Genomic DNA, 17,158 nt, shown 5'->3' with positions numbered 1-17,158 from the left:
CGCGCCAATGTTCCTGCTCTAGTAGCCGCTTGCCTCCGCCGACTTGATCATGTCTCCTGCCGGGCTGACCAGATACCAGACGTCCATGACCCCCTGGCCCAAAATATCGCCAGGCGCCTTGTCCTGGGCGAAGTAGTAGATCGGCAGGCCGTTGATGGTGATCTGCTTGGCGCCGTCCGCCGTATTGATGGTGCCGATCTCCCCGGTGACGCCTTCAACTTTCGGTGTGTCAGAGGTGGTGGTAACGGCAGGCCACGCCGCGACACATGCATCCTTGCAGGCACTGGTGTCGGAATCCTTGACGTCCTTCGTGAAGAAGTAGACACTCTTCCCTTCGCCGTCCACCACTATCTGCCCGGCAGTTGAGGAAGCGGTCTTAAGTTCGACGTCGGCTGCCGCAGTAGTGGTGGCACCGGGCGCCGGAGCCGAGGAAACCGTAGGAGGCGCTCCGGTAGTGGGGGCCGTAGTTCCCGGGCTCCCGCCGCAGCCGGCAAGCGCTGCCGCCAGCGCCAGAGCGGAGAAGCCGATGCCCCATTGCTTGTTCATATCTACTCCTTGAGGTGAGTACGGGGTTTGCGTGCGGGGATATTTCTGGTTGGGATACCACGAACCATGGCACTCAGCCGGGGATAACAGGTATGACGCCAAGGGGCGGAGAATGGTTCAAATGAACCAATCACGGCGCTGAAGCGTCGTACGGGGCGGGATAGAAAAGAGGAAGGCACGTGCCGCTTGACGAAGAGGTAGTGGCTGCCATCTATCGGGAACACGGGCAAGCGCTGCGCCGTTTTGTCCTGAACGCGTCTCCTGACCCGCACGGTGTTGATGACATCGTGCAGGAGACAGTGCTCAGGGTGTGGCAGCATGCTCCGCAGATCACAGGCAGCCTTCGCAGCTACCTCTTCCGTACGGCCAGGAACATCATGATTGACAACTACCGCAAGGCCCAAAGGCGCCCCATCGAAGCGACGGAACGCGACGTGGCTGATCCCGCCGAGGCGGTCGAACGCGTCGACGAACTGCTGAACAGGGTTCTCATGGAGGAAGCCCTGCTGCGGTTGAGCGCAGAGCACCGCGATGTCCTGGTGGCTCTGCACTACCGGCGTTTCACGGTCAGCGAAGCCGCCGTTCAGCTCAACGTTCCGCTCGGCACGGTCAAGTCCCGCGCCTACTATGCGGTCAAGGCGCTGAGAACCGTCCTGGATGAAATGGGGGTCGAGAGGTGAGCAGGGATCAGCTCCATCACTTGCTGGGCGCCTACCTCCTGGGCGGCCTTGATGCGGCGGATACCGGCCGTTTCCAGGAACATCTGAACGTTTGTGCAGAGTGCCGCAACGAGCTTGAGGATCTCAAAAGCCTCCCCTCACTGCTGGAGGCGCTTCCGGTCCCGGATGCTGTGGCCCTGACCTGGCACCGCTCCGCAGAGAGTGAAACCCAGGATGTCCGTGCCGTTCCGCCAGCCTTGCTGGATGGACTTGCTATACGTCAGCGGAAAATGCGACGGCGCTGGTCGGCTGTTGTGGGTGCAGTTGCTGCCGCTTGCCTGGCTGTCGGCTTCGTCGCCGCGCCGCTGCTGAATCAGCCGCCCAAGCCAGATGCCAGCTATTCGGTGGAGGCAAGCAGCGGCCTCCAGGTGACCGTTGGGCTTGTCAAGAAAAACTGGGGGACCGAGCTCGCCCTGGAAGGCCGGAGCATGCCCTTGAATGGAACGTTGTCCTTGTGGGTAAAGGACCGTGCCGGCGCTGAGGACCGGGCCTGCGCGTGGACAGCGACGCCCAGCGGCCGAATCCGTGTCACCGGCGCTACGCCGGTACAGCTGACCAGCATTTCCGAAGTGGAATTACGCAATGATCGCCAGCAGCCTGTAGCCGTTATTTCGGTACCTGACGGTTCACCCTGATTGGTGTTTCTGCAGGCGACAAAGTAGTGCAGGAAGTAGATCAGCGGCATTGCAAATTATCTTGATTACCGTGCTTGGGTTTCTCGGGATGGCGCTTTATTGGGTTGGTGCAGAGCGGTGGTTTCGGAGAGAGCCGTAGCCCGTTGTCATCATGCTCGGGAGGGGGTCGGGTATCCCATATAGAGGCATATGGGATACCCGATCGTCAGGCCCGTTTCAGGTGTGAGGCGCCGGTGGGGAGCTACTTGGACATGGTAGTCGTCATCGTCTTCTTGTCGGCCTCGGATTCCTCGTTCCGTGGGTCGGCGGTGATCACCATTGGTTCACCGGGGATCAGTCCGCGGTCGTCCTTCTGGCCGTCGCCGCGGGTCTTGAGCAAACTCGCGATGGTCGCTACGACGATGGTGCCGGCGATGAAGAGCAGCGAGAGCCAGATGGGAATCTCCGGCACCCAGAGGAGCGGTTCCCCGCCGTTGATAAAGGGGAGCTCGTTGACGTGCAGGGCGTGGAAGACGAGCTTCACGCCGATGAAGGCGAGGATGACGGCCAGCCCTTGGGCAAGGTAGACCAAGCGCTCGAGCAGTCCACCGATGAGGAAGAACAACTGACGCAGACCCATCAGCGCGAACGCGTTGGCGGTGAAGACGATGTACGCCTCGTTGGTCAGGCCGTAGATTGCAGGGATTGAGTCGACGGCGAAGATGAGGTCTACGAAACCGATCGCAATGATTGTGAGCAGCATCGGCGTGACGAAACGCTTCCCGTCCTGCATCACGGTGAGCTTGTCCTGGTGATACTCATCAGTGACAGGCAGGACCCGGCGCACAACTGTCATGAACTTACCGTCAGCCGGGTTGGACGCATGACTGCTGAACGCTTGCCGGTAGGCCAAAACGAGTAGCAGGGCACCGAAGATGTAGAAGACCCAGGAGAAGTTTTCGATCAGGGTCGCTCCGATCGCGATAAATCCGCCGCGCAGGATCAGGGCGATGATGATCCCGATCATCAGCACCTTCTGCTGGTACTTCTTCGGTACTGCGAATCCGGCCATCACGATGAGGAAAACGAACAGGTTATCGATCGACAGTGCCTTCTCGGTGAGGTAGCCGGCGAAGTACTCGCCGCCGAACGTCCATCCCGAGACCGCGCCGATTCCCACGCCGAACAGTAGTGCGAGTCCGATGTAGAACGCCGACCAGCGCGCCGATTCTGCAATGGACGGTTCGTGGGGTTTGCGGACGTGGGCGAAGAACTCGTAGACGAAGAACAGGATCGTCACGGCGATCGTGATGAACCAGATCAGGGGTGTGACCTGCATGAGGATGCTCCAAAGGGGTAGGCGTTGGACAGAGACGCCAAGGTCTCCTCCGCCCGGATGACACCGGAACCGTCGGCCCGAGATGCGTAAGTGCATCCGTATTGACGGGCCGATCACAGACGGGAGTACTCCCCTTGATGAGAAGATCATAGCCGACCCAAAGCCGTCGTTCTAATCGACAGATGAGGCGCATCACCGCAATCTCTTCACGCTGGGCAAAGCTGATCGGCCCTTCAAATCCCGGCCGCGGCTGGCCTGACGCCCCCGCCTCGGACAGGACCCGGCGCCCGTCCGCGTACTCGTATTGATCGGCACAACGGCGTCCGTGATGAAATCACCAGCCTTCAAAGGGAATTCCCCGGTGGTCTTGGAGAACGCAAAGGCCGTTTCCGGATCGAGGCTGATGAACCGCTCTGCGCGTTCTTGTGGCATCCCAGCCGGTGTAATAGTGGTGGGGTGCCGGACCTCGGGAGGAGATCCCGTATGAGGAGCTCGCCCGTCAGGAGTCCACTGCAGCGCGGTGGGGGATGACAACATCATCGGCGGAGCGGCCCGCCGTGGGGAAGAGGATCAGGAGAAGGCCCATCCCGGCTGCCGCTCCCACGAGTTGCGCCAGGACGAAGCCGGGGACCGAGCCCGGCAGAATCCCGGCGAAAGTGTCACTGAACATGCGGCCCACTGTGACTGCCGGGTTCGCGAACGACGTTGAAGAGGTGAACCAGTAGGCGGCCCCGATGTAGGCGCCCACGGCCGGAGCGGCGAGTACGCCGCGGGAGGTTCTGGCCAAGGCGAAAATCAGAAGGATCAGCCCGGCGGTGGCGACGATCTCACCAAGGAGGTGCCCCGGGGTGAGCCGGTCCTTCGTGGAAATAGAGGTCCCGACGTCGAACATCGCGTTAGCCAGGACGCTTCCACTGATTGCGCCGGCAGTCTGGGCCACCACGTAAATGCCCACCTCGGGCAGGCTTAGCCCCGAGCCGCTCCGCCGTCCAAGAACCCAGTCCGCGAGAGAGACCACAGGGTTGAAATGGGCGCCACTGACGGGACCGAATATCAGGATCAGCACGGTCAGGCCGAAAACTGTGGCGGTGCTGTTCTCGAGCAGCTGCAAGCCGATATTGCCCGGCGAGAGTTGTTCGGCAGCGATCCCGGAGCCGACCACAACTGTCACAAGCAGGCTGGTACCGAGGAGTTCCGCGATGGCACGTCGCCATAGAGGGGGCTGGGGAGAATTCATTGGACCAGCTTGACCGAAAGAATTATCTCAGTCAAACTTGAGGCAATGACTATTGACGAAATGGACAAGTTTCGTGAGCGAGTGGCCAAGCATGCCGCACTCGCTGATGCAGCACGGCTGCGCATCGTTGACCTGCTGACTCTTGGGGATCTTTCTCCCACAGAACTGCAGGCCGAGTTGGGGATGCCATCGAACCTGCTGTCCCATCATCTGCGCACTCTTGAGGAGGCGGCCCTTGTGACCCGGCGCCGCTCAGAGGCCGACAGGAGGCGCAGCTACATCCGGCTCACTCCCGGCGCTCTCGAAGGCCTGGTCCCGGGGATTGAGCACGGAGCCCAGCGCGTGGTCTTCGTCTGCACACGAAACAGCGCCAGATCGCAACTGGCCACAGCGCTCTGGCAGCAGATCAGCGAAATCCCATCTACATCTGCCGGAACCCATCCCGCCGGCCGCATTGCACCCGGTGCCATTGAGGTTGCGCGGCGCCACGGTCTCAGCCTTCCGGATACGGCACCGCAGCGGCTTGACCCGCTGGCGGGCGAGGGTGACTTTGTCGTCACTGTCTGCGACAACGCCCATGAAGAGCTGAGTGGACTCGGGGGCGTCCACTGGTCAGTCCCCGATCCTGTGCGGCAAGGAACCCCTGAAGCATTTGAGCATGCCTTCCAGGAGATCGCCCACCGGATAGGCGATCTCGCTCCGCGGGTTCATGCGGCCTGACTTCCGTCCGCAATTCACTTCAATCAGGAGATACACGATGACCACCGAAACAACCAAGAAGCCGTCCGTCCTCTTCGTCTGCGTCCACAACGCCGGCCGCTCGCAGATGGCCGCCGCCTTCCTCACCACCTTGGGCAAGGGCGAGATCGAAGTCCGCTCCGCAGGTTCCCAGCCCGCCGACAAGATCAATCCTGCCGCCGTCGAGGCCATGGCCGAGCTCGGCATCGACATGTCTAAGGAGACCCCCAAGGTCCTCACCACCGAGGCCGTCAAGGAATCCGACGTCGTGATCACCATGGGGTGCGGCGATGAATGCCCGTACTTCCCGGGAAAGCGTTACGAGGACTGGGTCCTGGAGGACCCTGCCGGCAAGGGCGTCGAGTCCGTCCGGCCCATCCGCGACGAGATCAAAGGCCGCATTGAGAACCTGATCGAGTCCCTTACGCCCGCAGTCAAGTAACAGTTTCGAGCAGGAGCCTTTCATGAGCGACGCCAAGAACACCGAACAGCTGATCATCATCGGCTCCGGCCCTGCCGGCTACACCGCCGCCATCTACGCGGCGCGGGCCGGGCTGAAGCCGCTCGTTCTGGCGGGATCCGTCACCGCCGGCGGTGCCCTGATGAACACCACCGACGTCGAAAACTTCCCGGGTTTTCCCGATGGGATCCAGGGGCCGGAGCTTATGGACGGGCTGCAGCAGCAGGCCGAACGATTCGGCGCGCAGGTGGTGTTCGACGACGTCACCGAAGTTACGCTGACGGGCCACCTTAAGCGTGTGGTCACAGGCGCCGGCGAGACCCACGAGGCGCCGGCGCTGATCCTCGCCACCGGCTCCGCCTACAAGGAGTTGGGCCTGCCGGAGGAGAAGAAGTTCAGCGGCCACGGCGTCTCCTGGTGCGCCACCTGCGACGGATTCTTCTTCCGCGACCAGGACATCATTGTCGTCGGCGGCGGTGACTCCGCAATGGAGGAAGCCACCTTCCTGACCCGCTTCGGAAAGTCCGTGACCGTCGTCGTCCGCAGGGGCGAGCTGCGTGCATCCCGGATCATGGCCCAGCGGGCAAAGGACAATCCGAAGATCAGATTCGCGTGGAACTCGGCCGTCACAGCCATTCACGGCGACGGAAAAGTCAGCGGCGTGACGCTGAAGGACACCCGCACCGGCGAAACCCGGGAGCAGGCCGCCACCGGCATCTTCGTGGCGATCGGGCACGTACCGCGCACGGAGCTCGTGGCCGGGCAGGTGGAGCTGGACGCCGAGGGCTACATCAAGGTTGATTCGCCCACCACCGTCACCAACCTCTCAGGGGTGTTCGCCTGCGGCGACGCCGTGGACCACCGCTACCGCCAGGCCATCACCGCCGCCGGAACCGGTTGTGCCGCAGCCCTCGACGCCGAACGCTACCTGGCCGCCCTGGACGACGCGGACAGCATCGCCACCGCTCTGGTGGAAGAGCCCACCCACGCCTGAACCGCTGGACAACGGAGTAACCCCGCTACATCTTTCCGAACCTGGCCCGCACCGCCTGGAACACCCCATAACAGGCGAGCCCTATTCCTACAGAAGCCAAAGCGTACACGCCCAGAGGCTGCTCGCGGAGAGCCCGGAGTCCGCCGTCCAAGCCGGTGGACTCCTCCGGCTGCGCCTGCACCGTAGCAATGATGATCAGCAGGCCCACCAGCAGAAGGGCAGCTCCCTTGGCCGCATAACCGGCGATTCCCACGATCTTCACGGCGCGGCGGGCAGGGGCTGATGTGGGCCAACGGAGAAGTTTGGCGAAAGATTGAAGGAACCCCCGGATGGCGTAAACCACACCAGTGACGGCCACGGCTGTTCCCACGAGGATCAGCAGCACCATCCCACCGGGAACCTTCATCACAGCGACAGTCAGATCGCTCGCAGACTCGCCGTTGTCCTGTCGTGCTCCCAGGGCGAAGGAGCCAAGAGTGACGGCGAAGGCAACGAAAACCACAGCCAGGCCGGCCGCCTTCAGTTTCTTCATCAGCTTCTGCCTGCCGGAGAGATGATTAAAGTGGAAGACGGCATCGCCCGTTTGCCAGAGGGCAAGTGCGACGCAAGCTACAAAGCAGCTCCACAGCAGCAGGGGGCCGGCTGGTTGGCTGGACAGCTCTCCGACGGCGCCACTCACGTCTGCCTGGCCCTCTCCGCCGGTTGCCAGACGGATGGCGATGGCGCCTACGAGAAAATGGAGGACACCGCTGACGGCGAACCCGGCACGCGCCACCAGCTCAAGCGCCCGTGAATCACTTGCTTCTTCGGCGGTTGCTGCCGCCTCTCTGAGTTCCTTTTTGATGATCGGCCCCTTGTACTTGACTCAGTTATGTTGATTCCGCGAGAGGCCTGTCACGGGGCTGGTTGCATGTCTGCCTACAACATAGACCGTTCGACGACGTGATGGAACAAGACGCCGGCAGCACTCTCCAGTGCCGCCGGCCCGTCGTCTATTGGATGGCTTAGGGGTGTCCCCAGAATGCGTCCTCTGCCGCGCCGTCCTCTGAGAACAGGCGCACCTCGGCGATTTTTCCGTTTCGGACGGTGAGGAGATCGACACCGGACATGTCCATGGAAACATCCGAGCGCTTGCCGGAGAACTGAACAGGAACGGCAACGTACTCGCCATTGACCATTGCGGGCCCGGTGACGGCGAGCTGGAACGTGCCCTGGCTCGTTTCCATCATCCCGCCGAGCAACGAACCCACGCCATCGAGGCCTGTGTGGTCACCGGAGAAACGGTTCGCACCCGGCTGATGCCACACCACGTCAGGGCTCAGGAGTGCCATGGCCGCGGGTACGTCACCGCGGCCGAGGGCGTCAAAATATGAGGCGGTCACGGCCGCCGGAGTCTGTTCAGTCATCTGGTTCTCCTTCGCTTGGGCTTACCCGCCTATAGTTACAGTCGGTAACCTGTTACATCAACGTAACTAAGGAGCTTGATTCAGTGACTGTCCCGGCTTGGAACGTAATGGTGGCCACGTGCCCCTCCCGGACTTCCCTGGCGAAGATCGCAAACAAGTGGACGGCCATGATCGTCATTGCTCTCAGTGGGGGTCCGTTGAGGTTCGGTGAGCTGCGTCAAGCCGTGGATGGCATCAGCGGTAAGGTACTGGCCGATACGCTGCGGGACCTGGAACGGGACGGGATCGTGGACCGGACATCGTATGACGAGATGCCGCCCCGCGTTGAGTATGAGTTGACCGCTCTCGGCCAAACCCTGCGAGAGCCTCTGACGGCGCTGGGCCTCTGGGCTGAGGAATATATCGAAGATGTGATGTCAGCGCGGGAGTCCTATGACAAGCGCGTCACCCCGGCGGCGTTCAGCTAAGAGTCAGCGCGACGCCGGATCCGGGACGCGGGCGTCGAAGTGGCGCCTGTATTCGGTCGGTGTGGTGGAAAAGGCCGTGGCGAAGTTTTGCCTTAGCGTCACAGCGCTGCCGAAGCCGCAGTCAGCTGCAACCTGATCAACGGATAAGTCTGTGGTTTCAAGCAGGCGCCGGGCCGCATCGAGCCGTCGTGTGCGTATCCAGGCGGATGGCGTTGTCCCTGTTGTCGACCGGAAGGCCCGGACGAAGGTTCGGCGACTCATGTGCGCTTGGGTGGCGAGGCGGTCGATGCTGAGGGGCTCACCCAGACGGCCCAGCGCCCATTCGAGCAAGCGTGCGATCGGGTCATCCGTGGACCGCGGCGGAACTGCGTGTTCGATGTACTGCGCCTGTCCGCCCTCCCTGTGCGGGGCGATGACCAGACTGCGGGCTACCTTGTTTGCCGCATCCGCTCCGAGACGCCCCCGGACGAGATGCAGGCAGGCATCCAGTGCGGAAGCCGTGCCGGCCGACGTCAAAACGTCACCATGATCGATATACAGGACGCTCTGGTCAAGGACCACATCAGCGTGGCGGACAGCGAGCGATTCAAAGGCTCCCCAGTGCGTGACTGCCCGACGTCCGGACAGCAGACCGGCGTCAGCGAGGGGGATGGCGCCAAGACAAAGCCCCACGATAGTCACACCCCGCTGGTGCGCTTCCTGAAGGAGCCGCCGCAGTGATTCGCTCGGAGCACGATAGTCGTCGAACCATGACGGCACCACGACGACGTCGGCGTCTTCCGTGGCGTTGAGGCCCTGGACCTCTCCGAGTTGATAACCCTCTGTTGTTCGAACGTGTCCAGCCTGGTCGGAGAAGAGGACGGTCTTCCAGTCCGCCAGTCCCTGACGCGTGACCTCGTCGAAAACCATCTGAGGCACAGCGAGGTGAAACATCGTCACTCCGTCGAAGGCGTAAACCGCGATGCGCATCCGTTTCCCCTTACCTTGGCCCGAATCCATCGTACAACGGCCTTCGTGCCACTGGTGGTCATTGCCTCCAGGGCGAAGGATGGAATGGTCGCCACACGGCGGCCAGCGAACCACTACCGGGAGAACAAGACAATGAGCACCCCTCGTCGCGCCCTTATCCTCATCGACGTCCAGCAGCAGTACTTCAACGGACTCCTCGAGATCCAGTACCCGCCGCACCAGGAGTCCCTGCCGATGATCGCGCGGGCTGTCGACGCGGCCACCGCCGCCGGTGTCCCCATTGTGGCCGTACAACACAGTGCGGGTGAGGGCGCTCCGGTCTTCGCACCCGGCACCCCCGAATTCGAACTCCATCCCGAGATTGAAAGCCGCAAAACCGATGCGTGGAAGGACGTCGTGAAGCAGTATGGCTCCGTTTACGCAGGCACTGACCTGGCTGGGTGGCTGCGCCAGGAGGACATCGACACCGTCACGCTCGTTGGGTACATGACCAACAACTGCGTCCTCGCTTCTGCCGTTGAAGCGGAGTCCCTCGGCTTCAACACCGAGGTTCTCTCGGACGCCACCGGGGCGATCAACCTCGCCAATGAAGCAGGTTTCGCCGACGCAAAGACAGTGCACTCAACCCTGCTTACGCTGTTGCAATCAAACTGGGCAGCTGTGGGCACCACCGATGCGTGGGTTGATGCCCTCGACGCCCGGCGGGCTCTGGAAAAGAGCGATCTTGGCAGCTCCGCGATAGCTGGGACGGCAACCCTGGCCCGGGCATAACCCCGGCTGGACAATCGAAGCGGGCGGCAGGAACCGTGGAACCCCTGTTCAGTTACGGCTCGAGCCGCCGGTAGCACAGATCGAAAATCAGCCGGCCGGCTTCGTGCGCTTTGTTCTCGAAGCTCGTCCGGATCCTGCCCTCGAACCGCGGTGCCCAGCCGCCGGTTTCGTCGATCCCTTCGTTGGGGCCAGTGTGTTCCGTACTCACCGGGGCCCGGCCTTCTTTGACCGGCGCGCCCCCCACGAGGGATTCGACGCCGGACTGCCACACCTGGGTGAGCGGACTCTGCGGACCGCGGCGCTCGCCGTCGTGCAGGTTCTCGAAATGAGGGGAGCCGGCCATGACGTCGCGGACGTGCACTGCGTAGTTGGACCAGTCAGTGGCAATCCTCAACAGCCCACCCGGTTTGAGGGACTTTGCCGCGAGCTCGGCGAATTCGGGCTGGATGAGGCGGCGCTTATGGTGGCGGGACTTGTGCCAAGGGTCGGGGAAGAACACCCAGATCTCGGTGACCGATCCGGGCGGCAACATGGTGGACAACACTTCCGGAGCGTTCGCTTCCACAACCCGGACGTTGCTGAGCTTGCGGCTGTTGATCTTGATGATGGTGTTGGCCAGCCCCGGGGTGTAAACCTCTACTGCGAGGAAATCGGTGCCCGGGTTTTCCTCGGCGGCGTGGCACACGGCGTCGCCCAGGCCGGACCCGATCTCCACGATCAGCGGTGCCTTGCGCCCGAACTCCTCCTCGGCGTCGAACACATAGTCAGGGTGCACCGAGGTGTTGGCTACATGCCGGGGGACGTCCAGTGCCCAACGGTCCGCATGCTCTTCCCAGGCCTGCTGACGGCGGCCCTGGAGCCGGGTCCCGCGGCGCACAAAGCTGACCGGCCGGCCGCCGTAGGTGCCGAAGGACGCCTGGGTGCCTGGTGTGACCGGCCGCGGAGTCTGCGGCTGCTGGGGATTTTCTGGGGATTCACTCATCACTTCCAGAATAGTTGAGTCCCGGACCTCTGCTTCCCTCAGGGCTCCCAGCGGCGGGGGCCGCTTCCACTGCCCGTCCCGCCGAGTTCGTCCTGGGGATTCTGCAGCCGGCACGCTTTCAGGCTCAGGCAGCCGCAGCCGATGCACCCGTCCAGGTCGCGACGCAGATGTTCCAGTGCCTCGATCCGCCCGTCGAGTTCGGAGCGCCACAGCTTCGAGAGCCGGGCCCAGTCGCGTTTGGTGGGGGTTCGCGCCTCGGGCAGGGAGTCCAGCGCAGCTCCAATGTCCTTCAGCGGTATCCCCACGCGCTGGGAAACCCGGATGAATGCCACGCGACGGAGGGCATCCCGGCGGTACCGGCGCTGGTTGCCAGACGTCCGGACAGACGAGATAAGGCCGTTTCGTTCGTAGAAATGGAGGGCCGACGGCGCCACTCCGCTCCGCTCGGCCAACTCGCCTATCGATAGAACATGGTGCGTTCCGCCCGGTACCTGTGGCATGCTTCCCCTTTAGCCTTCCGTTGTCCCGGACCGACAAAAACAAATACGCACCACGAAAACCGACGCCGGACCGAACCTTGACCTCAACCTTAGTTGAGGTCCTACGGTAACGTTCATGACTACCGATCAGGCCGTACCCGTGCAAAGTTCCGCCCCTCCCACCTTGGCCGCCGGCGCCGGAATCTTCCATCGCCCCTACCTGCTGGTAACGGTGGGTGCTTGCGCCCTCGTCTTCCTCGGCGCCTTCGAGTCGCTCGCAGTGACCACCATCATGCCGCTGGTGAGCCGCGAACTTGATGGGGCCTCGCTGTACGCGCTGGCCTTCGCGGGTCCGCTGGCCACCGGGGTCATCGGCATGGTGGCTGCAGGTAACTGGTCCGACCGCCGCGGCCCTGTGGGTCCCTTGTACACCTCGGTAGTGATGTTTGTCCTCGGGCTCCTGATAGCAGGGACTGCCGGGACCATGGGCATCCTCGTTTTGGGCAGACTGGTTCAAGGGCTGGGCGGCGGCGCCATGACGGTGGCCCTGTACGTGGTGGTGGCACGGGTGTACCCGCCCGTGCTGCACCCCAAAATCTTCGCGGGTTTCGCTGCAGCCTGGGTGATCCCGTCCCTCATCGGACCGTTTGCCGCCGGGATCGTGGCCCAGGCCACCAGCTGGCACTGGGTGTTCCTGGGCGTGGTTGGACTGGTCGTCCCAGCACTCCTCATGATCATTCCGGCCCTCCGCGGACTGCAGGGACCATCCGAGGACGCGCAGGAAGGGTCGGAAAAGCCATGGGCGTACGGACGGCTCGCCTGGGCCGGTCTTGCTGCCGTCGCCGTCCTGGGCATGAACCTTGGATCTGGAGTTCCCGCGGTGGGCGGAGTTCTGGCCGCGGCCGCCGTCGTGATTGCGTTGCTCGCCGTACGCCCGCTGGTTCCACGTGGAACGCTCACCGCACGGCCAGGCCTGCCGAGTGTCATCCTCAGCCGCGGCCTGGTCTCCGCGGCGTTCTTCGGCGCCGAGGTTTACCTGCCGTATCTACTGGTGGAGCAGTACGAGTTTTCTCCCACATTCGCCGGGCTCACCCTGACGGGCGGTGCCCTCGCGTGGGCTGGCGCTTCGGCTGTGCAGGGACGGCTTGGCAGCCGGCTGGAGAACCAGATGGCCGTGCGGATCGGATCCCTGCTGGTGTTGGGAGCAGTTGCAATGGCGCTGGTGACAACCGTCTTCAGCTGGCCTGCCGCCGTCGCGATCATCGGTTGGGTTTTCGCCGGGGCCGGCATGGGCCTGATGTACCCGCGGCTGAGCGTTATGACCCTGGCGCTGTCAACACCGGATAACGAAGGCTTCAACAGCTCGGCCATGTCCATCTCGGATTCCCTCGGCGCGGCCCTCGCTCTCGCCACTACCGGGATTATCTTCACCGCCCTGACGACGGCGGGAGCTTCCTTCGCTGGCGTCTTTGCCCTGACCGTGGTCATAGCCGTCGCCGCGGTGTTCATTGCCCCGCGGGTGCAGGCGCGCGCAGTTCAGGCAGCTGCAGGAAAGGCGTCTGGGGCGGAGACTCCTACGCGAGCCTCGTAGCGCGGAGCACTGCGTCGGCCACTGTCATCTGCTGGCCATCCGAACCTTTGGCACGGCGCTCGCGAGAGTCCATCGTCTCCACTTTCCAGCCGGGGGATCCGATTCCAAGTTCATAAGCGGCCTGCTCGGCAGTGAAAAACTTGTCGGGGGAGTGGTGCCTTCCCCCAGACGGCAGCCCATCCGGATGGTGGCCCACGATCAGCAGCGTCCCGCCAGGGCGGACCGCTGAGACCGCCGGGCGGAGGGCGTCCTGCCAGGCCATAACGTCCGAATGCAGGAACTGGGCGCTGACAAGGTCGTATTCTTGCTCCGGGATCCAGTCGACGAGGTCCTGCCTGATCCACTCAATCCGGCAGCCGGCGTCGGCCGCGTGGGCAGCCGCCCGTTCAAGCGCGACGGCGGAAACGTCCACACCGGTAACACTCCAGCCGTGCCGGGCGAGCCAAATGGCATCGGCTCCTTCGCCGCAGCCCAGGTCAAGGGCACTGCCGGGAGCAAGCCCGGAAGCCTCAGCAATCAGCTGCCCGTTGGGCTGGCCGCTCCACACCTTGGGCCGGCTGCTGTACAAGGCGTCCCACACTTCGGCGTTGTCGGCCGTGTTGCTGCCACCGCCGACGTCGTCCGTTGAGTGCTCGTGCTGCTCGGAGTGTCCGGGGTGGTTGTGATGCGGATCCGTGGCGTCCTTCATGGCACCACCCTGCCACAGAACCTTGATCAAATCATGAGCCGCCCAGGGGACGATCAGTCATTGGGAGAGGTAGTCAATAACCGACCGTTTCTGGCTGATGACGATCGTTTCGCCTGAAGGTGGCTCAAGCCACCCATGGTGCCGTTCAAAACTCGGTGCCGGAATCAAGGGGTGGTCAAAACCTGAAGGTACGGTTTTTGACTGTGCGATCTTGTTTTGCCTAATCGCTGTGTGTCCAATAGTCCTTCGCATCCGTTCCTACGCCGTACTCCTTTGGCCAGTGTGTGTTCTTTGGCAGCCCGGGAAGCCGTGCGGTGCCATCGCTGGGTATTGCGGCGGCCCACGCCGAGAGGTCGCGGCGCCGACGAGTAAGGTCACGGGGATTGCCCTCGTGCACGTAGACCGCTGCGAGCGCAGCTGCCTTGCCTATCAGCATGCTCCCTCCTGATGCAGGTCCAGGACCGTAGTACAGCAACCATTCACCTACTGATAGGGTGCGCATCAACTCGTCGTCGCTGCATCGGGAGATCCACTCTGCCGTAGCCTTCTCCCCATAGGACAGGAGATCCGCAATTATTGACTCCCGACTCGTTACTAGCATGGCGCCATTCTTGCATGCCTTAAGGGCATGAGATTTTGTGCTGACCCAGGGGTGGGCAGCGCCGCAGCCGCGGGAGCCCTGGGTAGGGGAGTGCTGGTCCATGAAGTCAAAGAGCAGGCTGAGGCAGGCGCGAACGGTAATGTCCCTCGGGCCCCGTTTTGGCTGTGGTGCCGGCTTGCCAAAGCTTGCCTTGCCTTTGTGTCGCTTAGATGAGGTACCGGTAGACCGTGGCGCGGGAGACTCCGAGCATCTTGCCGATGTCGGTTGCGCTGATTCCTTTGCCTTTGAGTTCCTCGGCGCTGGCAGCGTCTGCGCGGTGTCCACGTTCCGGGGCCTTCCGCCGCGACGATTGTTAGCCGCGGCCGCAGCGAGTCCTGCCTGGTGCTGCGTCCCAAGCGGTCGAGCTTCCAGACAATCAGTACGTAACCGGGCTGCAACCTTTCCATGGCCTTGGAGAGTTGAGGGCGTTCGATAGTGGACCCGCTGACGCCGTTGTCGGCAAAGACTCCGGCTGCGCCGGCTGCCTTGAGCGCGGTTAGCTGCAGATCTAGGTTCTGTTCGGTAGTGGAAATTCTCGCGTACCCGATCACAGCCATTGGCCGTCCCCGTATTCTCTTAATCCCGACGATTTGCAGTTGTGAGACTTTCGGTTGTTAGACGGCATTTCGCGACAGTACGTGTCCGTGTCGCCACGCGGATCTTCAAAGCCAGCGGGGGGGTGGTCGGCTGACCTGCTCGCCGGTCTCAGGGTCGGTAGCAATGACATTGTCTCCGACTTTGACCTTCTCGATGGGTTTTTTGACCTGTCACCCATCAGAGCCAGCGTCGCTCCGGTGAAAGAGCAGGCTTTGGCCATTGTGTTCGCGGCCTTCGAGCCGCCTGATAGAGAGTAAAACTTGTTGGTGCTTGGTAGAACTCCCGCGCCAGCCTTCGAGATGGCCGGCTGCGGGCGAGTGTGGTACTCGTGTATGGGTCAAGACCACACGAACTCGTCGGCCTCCGACTGGACGACTTCGTCACTGGCGAAGACTCCGTTTACATCCGTTTCGGTCCGGAGCCACTCCGGCTTCCGGAAGCTCTCGAAATCCACGCCCGGGCCGCCCTAGCCACACGCACCGTGGCCCGATTCGGCGGCATTGGTGACGACCACAAATGGCTGTTCCCCGGCCCGATCCACGGCAGGCCGGTTACTGCATCAACCCTCACCCGCCGACTCCGAGGGATCGGGCTGAACCGGCGCCCGCGCGCAGTACAGCCGTTGGGCAACTAGCTATGCAACTGCCCCCGGTCGTCCTGGCCCGGCTGACCGGTATCACCATAAGAAGGGCTGCTGTATGGCACGCCACAACGTCGGCCAGCCAGGCACGCAATCTCCCTGACGCCCCCGGGCGATGAGTTCTGGGCCTTGAGCGCCGGCCAGCAAAAATGAGACAGTCAATGTCGCGCAAGGGCAACTGCCTGACAACGCAATGGTGGAGAGCTTTTTCGGCCATCTGAAGAAAGAGTTTTACCGCCGCCGGCACTACGCCTCAACTGCCGAATTCGTGCAAGAACTGAACACCTACATGCACTGGTACAACCACGTCCGGATCAAGGAAAGGCTGCAGGGAATGTGTCCCGTGCAATACCGGGCACAGTTCGGGCAGTCGACCGCGCCTGTGCTTATTGACAACCGGACAGCCGAAGGCTGCACTTAGCGCATGGCATCTAAAGGGACCGCGGCATGGCTTCGGATCGCGGGTGGCCTGGTGATCATCGCTCTCGGCTTCGCGACGCTGTTCTTGTATTGGTATCCAGCGACTGGCGACAGGGACCCGGGGCCCAGAAACCTTTCGACCTTGGTGGCCGTGGGTCAGTTTGCTTTGGGCATCATAGTAATGGTCGGGAGGACCAAAGCGGGGCGCCTTGTGCTGACCCGCCGGCGGTGGAAGTATTTCGCACTCGCTGCGATCGTCTTGGTGACCATCATCCTTATCATGGTCACGCAACCCAATCTTGACCGTCCCGGTACAAACGTTTTTCTGGGTTTCAGTATTACTCCTGATCACTGGGTTCGTTGCCCAGTTGTATGAACATGAAAGCACCGCTCAGCTCAAGCTATCGGACCTCAGCGATCGTGATGCCGGGACTTGGAAGAAAATGTCCTTTGTGCTCTTTGTGATCGGCGTCGGAGTGGGGGCCATCGCCGGAATAGGCGCGGTGGTCGGAAATATCTTCGCTCTTCCGTTGCTCCTGCCCATTGCAGTCGTTTCCCTGATCTTCGCCGGTGGTATCTGGATGATGCTCAGGACAAGGAACCGGTAGTAGAGATCGCTGGCGATGCTCAAATGGCTTCAGGAGGAGATATGGCTAGCCGAGACGAGATGGAGCGTCGGCTCCGACGCCCTCTCTACTTCCTACTAGCGGTAATCGTTTTGGGGTTCGTCTCGTCCAGTCTGAGCATCTTGGGCGCTGATTCGGAAGAGTGGCTTTTGATCCACGCTCTCATCCTCATCATTCTTGCCGCCTGCACGATCGTAGCGGGCATCCTGGTAACCCGATTTTCCTTGTGGCAGAG

General features: G+C 62.5%; 22 protein-coding genes and 2 pseudogenes. 11 read left to right on the top strand and 13 right to left on the bottom strand.

The annotated features are described in order from the left end of the window. Nucleotides 1–18: 18 nt before the first annotated feature. Nucleotides 19–546 carry a COG4315 family predicted lipoprotein gene (locus tag M1D88_RS19050; protein ID WP_458112290.1) on the bottom strand — a complete coding sequence of 176 codons (528 nt, stop codon included), beginning with the start codon at nt 544–546 and terminating at the stop codon, nt 19–21. 179 nt (nt 547–725) lie between these two features. On the opposite strand from M1D88_RS19050, the gene M1D88_RS19045 reads away from it, so the two are divergent. Both M1D88_RS19045 and M1D88_RS19040 read left to right on the top strand, forming a co-directional pair. Continuing rightward, the gene (locus tag M1D88_RS19045) at nt 726–1,226 is read left to right on the top strand and encodes a sigma-70 family RNA polymerase sigma factor (RefSeq protein WP_458112289.1); all 501 of its coding nucleotides are present in this window, start codon (nt 726–728) and stop codon (nt 1,224–1,226) included. Further along, complete coding sequence (locus M1D88_RS19040) at nt 1,223–1,900, top strand: anti-sigma factor family protein (protein WP_458112288.1); 678 nt, start codon at nt 1,223–1,225, stop codon at nt 1,898–1,900. The genes M1D88_RS19045 and M1D88_RS19040 overlap by 4 nt, the downstream gene beginning before the upstream one ends. A 241-nt stretch (nt 1,901–2,141) precedes the next feature. On the opposite strand, the gene M1D88_RS19035 is transcribed toward M1D88_RS19040, so the two are convergent. After that, nucleotides 2,142–3,218: a TerC family protein gene (locus M1D88_RS19035; RefSeq protein WP_458112287.1), complete on the bottom strand. Its 1,077-nt coding sequence runs from the start codon at nt 3,216–3,218 to the stop codon at nt 2,142–2,144. Between the two features lie 499 nt (nt 3,219–3,717). Beyond that, nucleotides 3,718–4,455 (bottom strand): aquaporin, encoded by a 738-nt coding sequence (locus tag M1D88_RS19030; protein WP_458112286.1) that lies wholly within the window; start codon nt 4,453–4,455, stop codon nt 3,718–3,720. A 45-nt stretch (nt 4,456–4,500) separates the two neighbouring features. Here M1D88_RS19030 and M1D88_RS19025 point away from each other — a divergent pair, with 45 nt between their 5' ends. The 3 genes from M1D88_RS19025 to trxB are packed head-to-tail and all read left to right on the top strand — an operon-like array spanning nt 4,501 to nt 6,647. Next, nucleotides 4,501–5,175, top strand: coding sequence for an arsenate reductase/protein-tyrosine-phosphatase family protein (locus tag M1D88_RS19025; RefSeq protein ID WP_458112285.1), 675 nt, complete (start codon nt 4,501–4,503; stop codon nt 5,173–5,175). Between the two features lie 37 nt (nt 5,176–5,212). Then, nucleotides 5,213–5,635, top strand: coding sequence for an arsenate reductase ArsC (locus M1D88_RS19020; protein WP_458112284.1), 423 nt, complete (start codon nt 5,213–5,215; stop codon nt 5,633–5,635). A gap of 22 nt (nt 5,636–5,657) precedes the next feature. Continuing rightward, nucleotides 5,658–6,647, top strand: a complete 990-nt coding sequence (gene trxB, locus M1D88_RS19015) for a thioredoxin-disulfide reductase (protein ID WP_458112283.1) — start codon at nt 5,658–5,660, stop codon at nt 6,645–6,647. 25 nt (nt 6,648–6,672) lie between these two features. Here the strand turns inward: trxB and M1D88_RS19010 are convergent, their stop codons facing one another. From M1D88_RS19010 to M1D88_RS19000, 3 genes and pseudogenes are all read right to left on the bottom strand, one after another. After that, nucleotides 6,673–7,179 carry a DUF1206 domain-containing protein gene (locus M1D88_RS19010; RefSeq protein WP_458114576.1) on the bottom strand — a complete coding sequence of 169 codons (507 nt, stop codon included), beginning with the start codon at nt 7,177–7,179 and terminating at the stop codon, nt 6,673–6,675. Nucleotides 7,180–7,272: 93 nt separating this feature from the next. Beyond that, nucleotides 7,273–7,422: pseudogene (locus M1D88_RS19005) on the bottom strand (DUF1206 domain-containing protein); the annotation flags it as partial. 229 nt (nt 7,423–7,651) lie between these two features. Continuing rightward, a complete protein-coding gene (locus tag M1D88_RS19000) occupies nt 7,652–8,053 on the bottom strand; it encodes a nuclear transport factor 2 family protein (RefSeq protein ID WP_458112282.1) in 402 nt (133 codons plus the stop codon). Nucleotides 8,054–8,136: 83 nt separating this feature from the next. Here M1D88_RS19000 and M1D88_RS18995 point away from each other — a divergent pair, with 83 nt between their 5' ends. Next, entirely contained in the window at nt 8,137–8,520 is a 384-nt protein-coding gene (locus M1D88_RS18995; RefSeq protein WP_458112281.1) for a winged helix-turn-helix transcriptional regulator, read from the top strand. 3 nt (nt 8,521–8,523) lie between these two features. Here the strand turns inward: M1D88_RS18995 and M1D88_RS18990 are convergent, their stop codons facing one another. Then, entirely contained in the window at nt 8,524–9,489 is a 966-nt protein-coding gene (locus M1D88_RS18990) for a GlxA family transcriptional regulator (protein WP_458112280.1), read from the bottom strand. 132 nt (nt 9,490–9,621) lie between these two features. Between M1D88_RS18990 and M1D88_RS18985 the strand changes: the two genes are divergently transcribed. Continuing rightward, complete coding sequence (locus M1D88_RS18985) at nt 9,622–10,260, top strand: isochorismatase family protein (RefSeq protein WP_458112279.1); 639 nt, start codon at nt 9,622–9,624, stop codon at nt 10,258–10,260. 52 nt (nt 10,261–10,312) lie between these two features. Here the strand turns inward: M1D88_RS18985 and trmB are convergent, their stop codons facing one another. Together trmB and soxR are read right to left on the bottom strand one after the other, a co-directional pair. Continuing rightward, nucleotides 10,313–11,242: a tRNA (guanosine(46)-N7)-methyltransferase TrmB gene (trmB, locus tag M1D88_RS18980; RefSeq protein ID WP_458112278.1), complete on the bottom strand. Its 930-nt coding sequence runs from the start codon at nt 11,240–11,242 to the stop codon at nt 10,313–10,315. A 38-nt stretch (nt 11,243–11,280) separates the two neighbouring features. Next, on the bottom strand, nt 11,281–11,742 hold the full coding sequence (gene soxR / locus M1D88_RS18975) for a redox-sensitive transcriptional activator SoxR (RefSeq protein WP_309106343.1): 462 nt from the start codon (nt 11,740–11,742) through the stop codon (nt 11,281–11,283). A 115-nt stretch (nt 11,743–11,857) separates the two neighbouring features. Between soxR and M1D88_RS18970 the strand changes: the two genes are divergently transcribed. After that, nucleotides 11,858–13,312 (top strand): MFS transporter, encoded by a 1,455-nt coding sequence (locus M1D88_RS18970; RefSeq protein WP_458112277.1) that lies wholly within the window; start codon nt 11,858–11,860, stop codon nt 13,310–13,312. Here M1D88_RS18970 and M1D88_RS18965 read toward each other — a convergent pair. The 4 genes and pseudogenes from M1D88_RS18965 to M1D88_RS18950 form a co-directional block, all read right to left on the bottom strand. Next, complete coding sequence (locus M1D88_RS18965; RefSeq protein WP_458112276.1) at nt 13,296–14,000, bottom strand: SAM-dependent methyltransferase; 705 nt, start codon at nt 13,998–14,000, stop codon at nt 13,296–13,298. The genes M1D88_RS18970 and M1D88_RS18965 overlap by 17 nt on opposite strands. A gap of 220 nt (nt 14,001–14,220) precedes the next feature. Further along, nucleotides 14,221–14,601 carry a hypothetical protein gene (locus M1D88_RS18960; protein ID WP_458112275.1) on the bottom strand — a complete coding sequence of 127 codons (381 nt, stop codon included), beginning with the start codon at nt 14,599–14,601 and terminating at the stop codon, nt 14,221–14,223. Nucleotides 14,602–14,806: 205 nt separating this feature from the next. After that, entirely contained in the window at nt 14,807–14,875 is a 69-nt protein-coding gene (locus tag M1D88_RS18955; RefSeq protein WP_458114575.1) for a helix-turn-helix domain-containing protein, read from the bottom strand. 160 nt (nt 14,876–15,035) lie between these two features. Further along, a pseudogene (locus M1D88_RS18950) lies at nt 15,036–15,197 on the bottom strand (recombinase family protein); the annotation flags it as partial. A gap of 359 nt (nt 15,198–15,556) precedes the next feature. Here M1D88_RS18950 and M1D88_RS18945 point away from each other — a divergent pair. From M1D88_RS18945 to M1D88_RS18935, 3 genes are all read left to right on the top strand, one after another. After that, nucleotides 15,557–15,871, top strand: a complete 315-nt coding sequence (locus M1D88_RS18945) for a hypothetical protein (RefSeq protein WP_458112274.1) — start codon at nt 15,557–15,559, stop codon at nt 15,869–15,871. A 199-nt stretch (nt 15,872–16,070) separates the two neighbouring features. Further along, nucleotides 16,071–16,298 carry an IS3 family transposase gene (locus M1D88_RS18940; protein WP_458112273.1) on the top strand — a complete coding sequence of 76 codons (228 nt, stop codon included), beginning with the start codon at nt 16,071–16,073 and terminating at the stop codon, nt 16,296–16,298. Nucleotides 16,299–16,740: 442 nt separating this feature from the next. Beyond that, nucleotides 16,741–16,905, top strand: coding sequence for a hypothetical protein (locus M1D88_RS18935; RefSeq protein WP_458112272.1), 165 nt, complete (start codon nt 16,741–16,743; stop codon nt 16,903–16,905). Nucleotides 16,906–17,158 lie beyond the last annotated feature (253 nt).

This window comes from Arthrobacter sp. R1-13 (genome assembly GCF_054161475.1).
The sequence above is the reverse complement of the archived record's forward strand: the minus strand, read 5'-3'. Positions and strand labels throughout refer to the sequence as shown.

Coding starts and splice junctions, on each gene's coding strand:
- M1D88_RS19050 (WP_458112290.1), bottom strand. CDS start 546: ATGAACAAGCAATGGGGCATCGGCTTCTCCGCTCTGGCGCTGGCGGCA.
- M1D88_RS19035 (WP_458112287.1), bottom strand. CDS start 3,218: ATGCAGGTCACACCCCTGATCTGGTTCATCACGATCGCCGTGACGATC.
- M1D88_RS19030 (WP_458112286.1), bottom strand. CDS start 4,455: ATGAATTCTCCCCAGCCCCCTCTATGGCGACGTGCCATCGCGGAACTC.
- M1D88_RS19025 (WP_458112285.1), top strand. CDS start 4,501: ATGACTATTGACGAAATGGACAAGTTTCGTGAGCGAGTGGCCAAGCAT.
- M1D88_RS19020 (WP_458112284.1), top strand. CDS start 5,213: ATGACCACCGAAACAACCAAGAAGCCGTCCGTCCTCTTCGTCTGCGTC.
- trxB (WP_458112283.1), top strand. CDS start 5,658: ATGAGCGACGCCAAGAACACCGAACAGCTGATCATCATCGGCTCCGGC.
- M1D88_RS19010 (WP_458114576.1), bottom strand. CDS start 7,179: ATGAAGAAACTGAAGGCGGCCGGCCTGGCTGTGGTTTTCGTTGCCTTC.
- M1D88_RS19000 (WP_458112282.1), bottom strand. CDS start 8,053: ATGACTGAACAGACTCCGGCGGCCGTGACCGCCTCATATTTTGACGCC.
- M1D88_RS18990 (WP_458112280.1), bottom strand. CDS start 9,489: ATGCGCATCGCGGTTTACGCCTTCGACGGAGTGACGATGTTTCACCTC.
- M1D88_RS18985 (WP_458112279.1), top strand. CDS start 9,622: ATGAGCACCCCTCGTCGCGCCCTTATCCTCATCGACGTCCAGCAGCAG.
- trmB (WP_458112278.1), bottom strand. CDS start 11,242: ATGAGTGAATCCCCAGAAAATCCCCAGCAGCCGCAGACTCCGCGGCCG.
- soxR (WP_309106343.1), bottom strand. CDS start 11,742: ATGCCACAGGTACCGGGCGGAACGCACCATGTTCTATCGATAGGCGAG.
- M1D88_RS18970 (WP_458112277.1), top strand. CDS start 11,858: ATGACTACCGATCAGGCCGTACCCGTGCAAAGTTCCGCCCCTCCCACC.
- M1D88_RS18965 (WP_458112276.1), bottom strand. CDS start 14,000: ATGAAGGACGCCACGGATCCGCATCACAACCACCCCGGACACTCCGAG.
- M1D88_RS18960 (WP_458112275.1), bottom strand. CDS start 14,601: ATGCTAGTAACGAGTCGGGAGTCAATAATTGCGGATCTCCTGTCCTAT.
- M1D88_RS18940 (WP_458112273.1), top strand. CDS start 16,071: ATGGTGGAGAGCTTTTTCGGCCATCTGAAGAAAGAGTTTTACCGCCGC.
- M1D88_RS18935 (WP_458112272.1), top strand. CDS start 16,741: ATGTCCTTTGTGCTCTTTGTGATCGGCGTCGGAGTGGGGGCCATCGCC.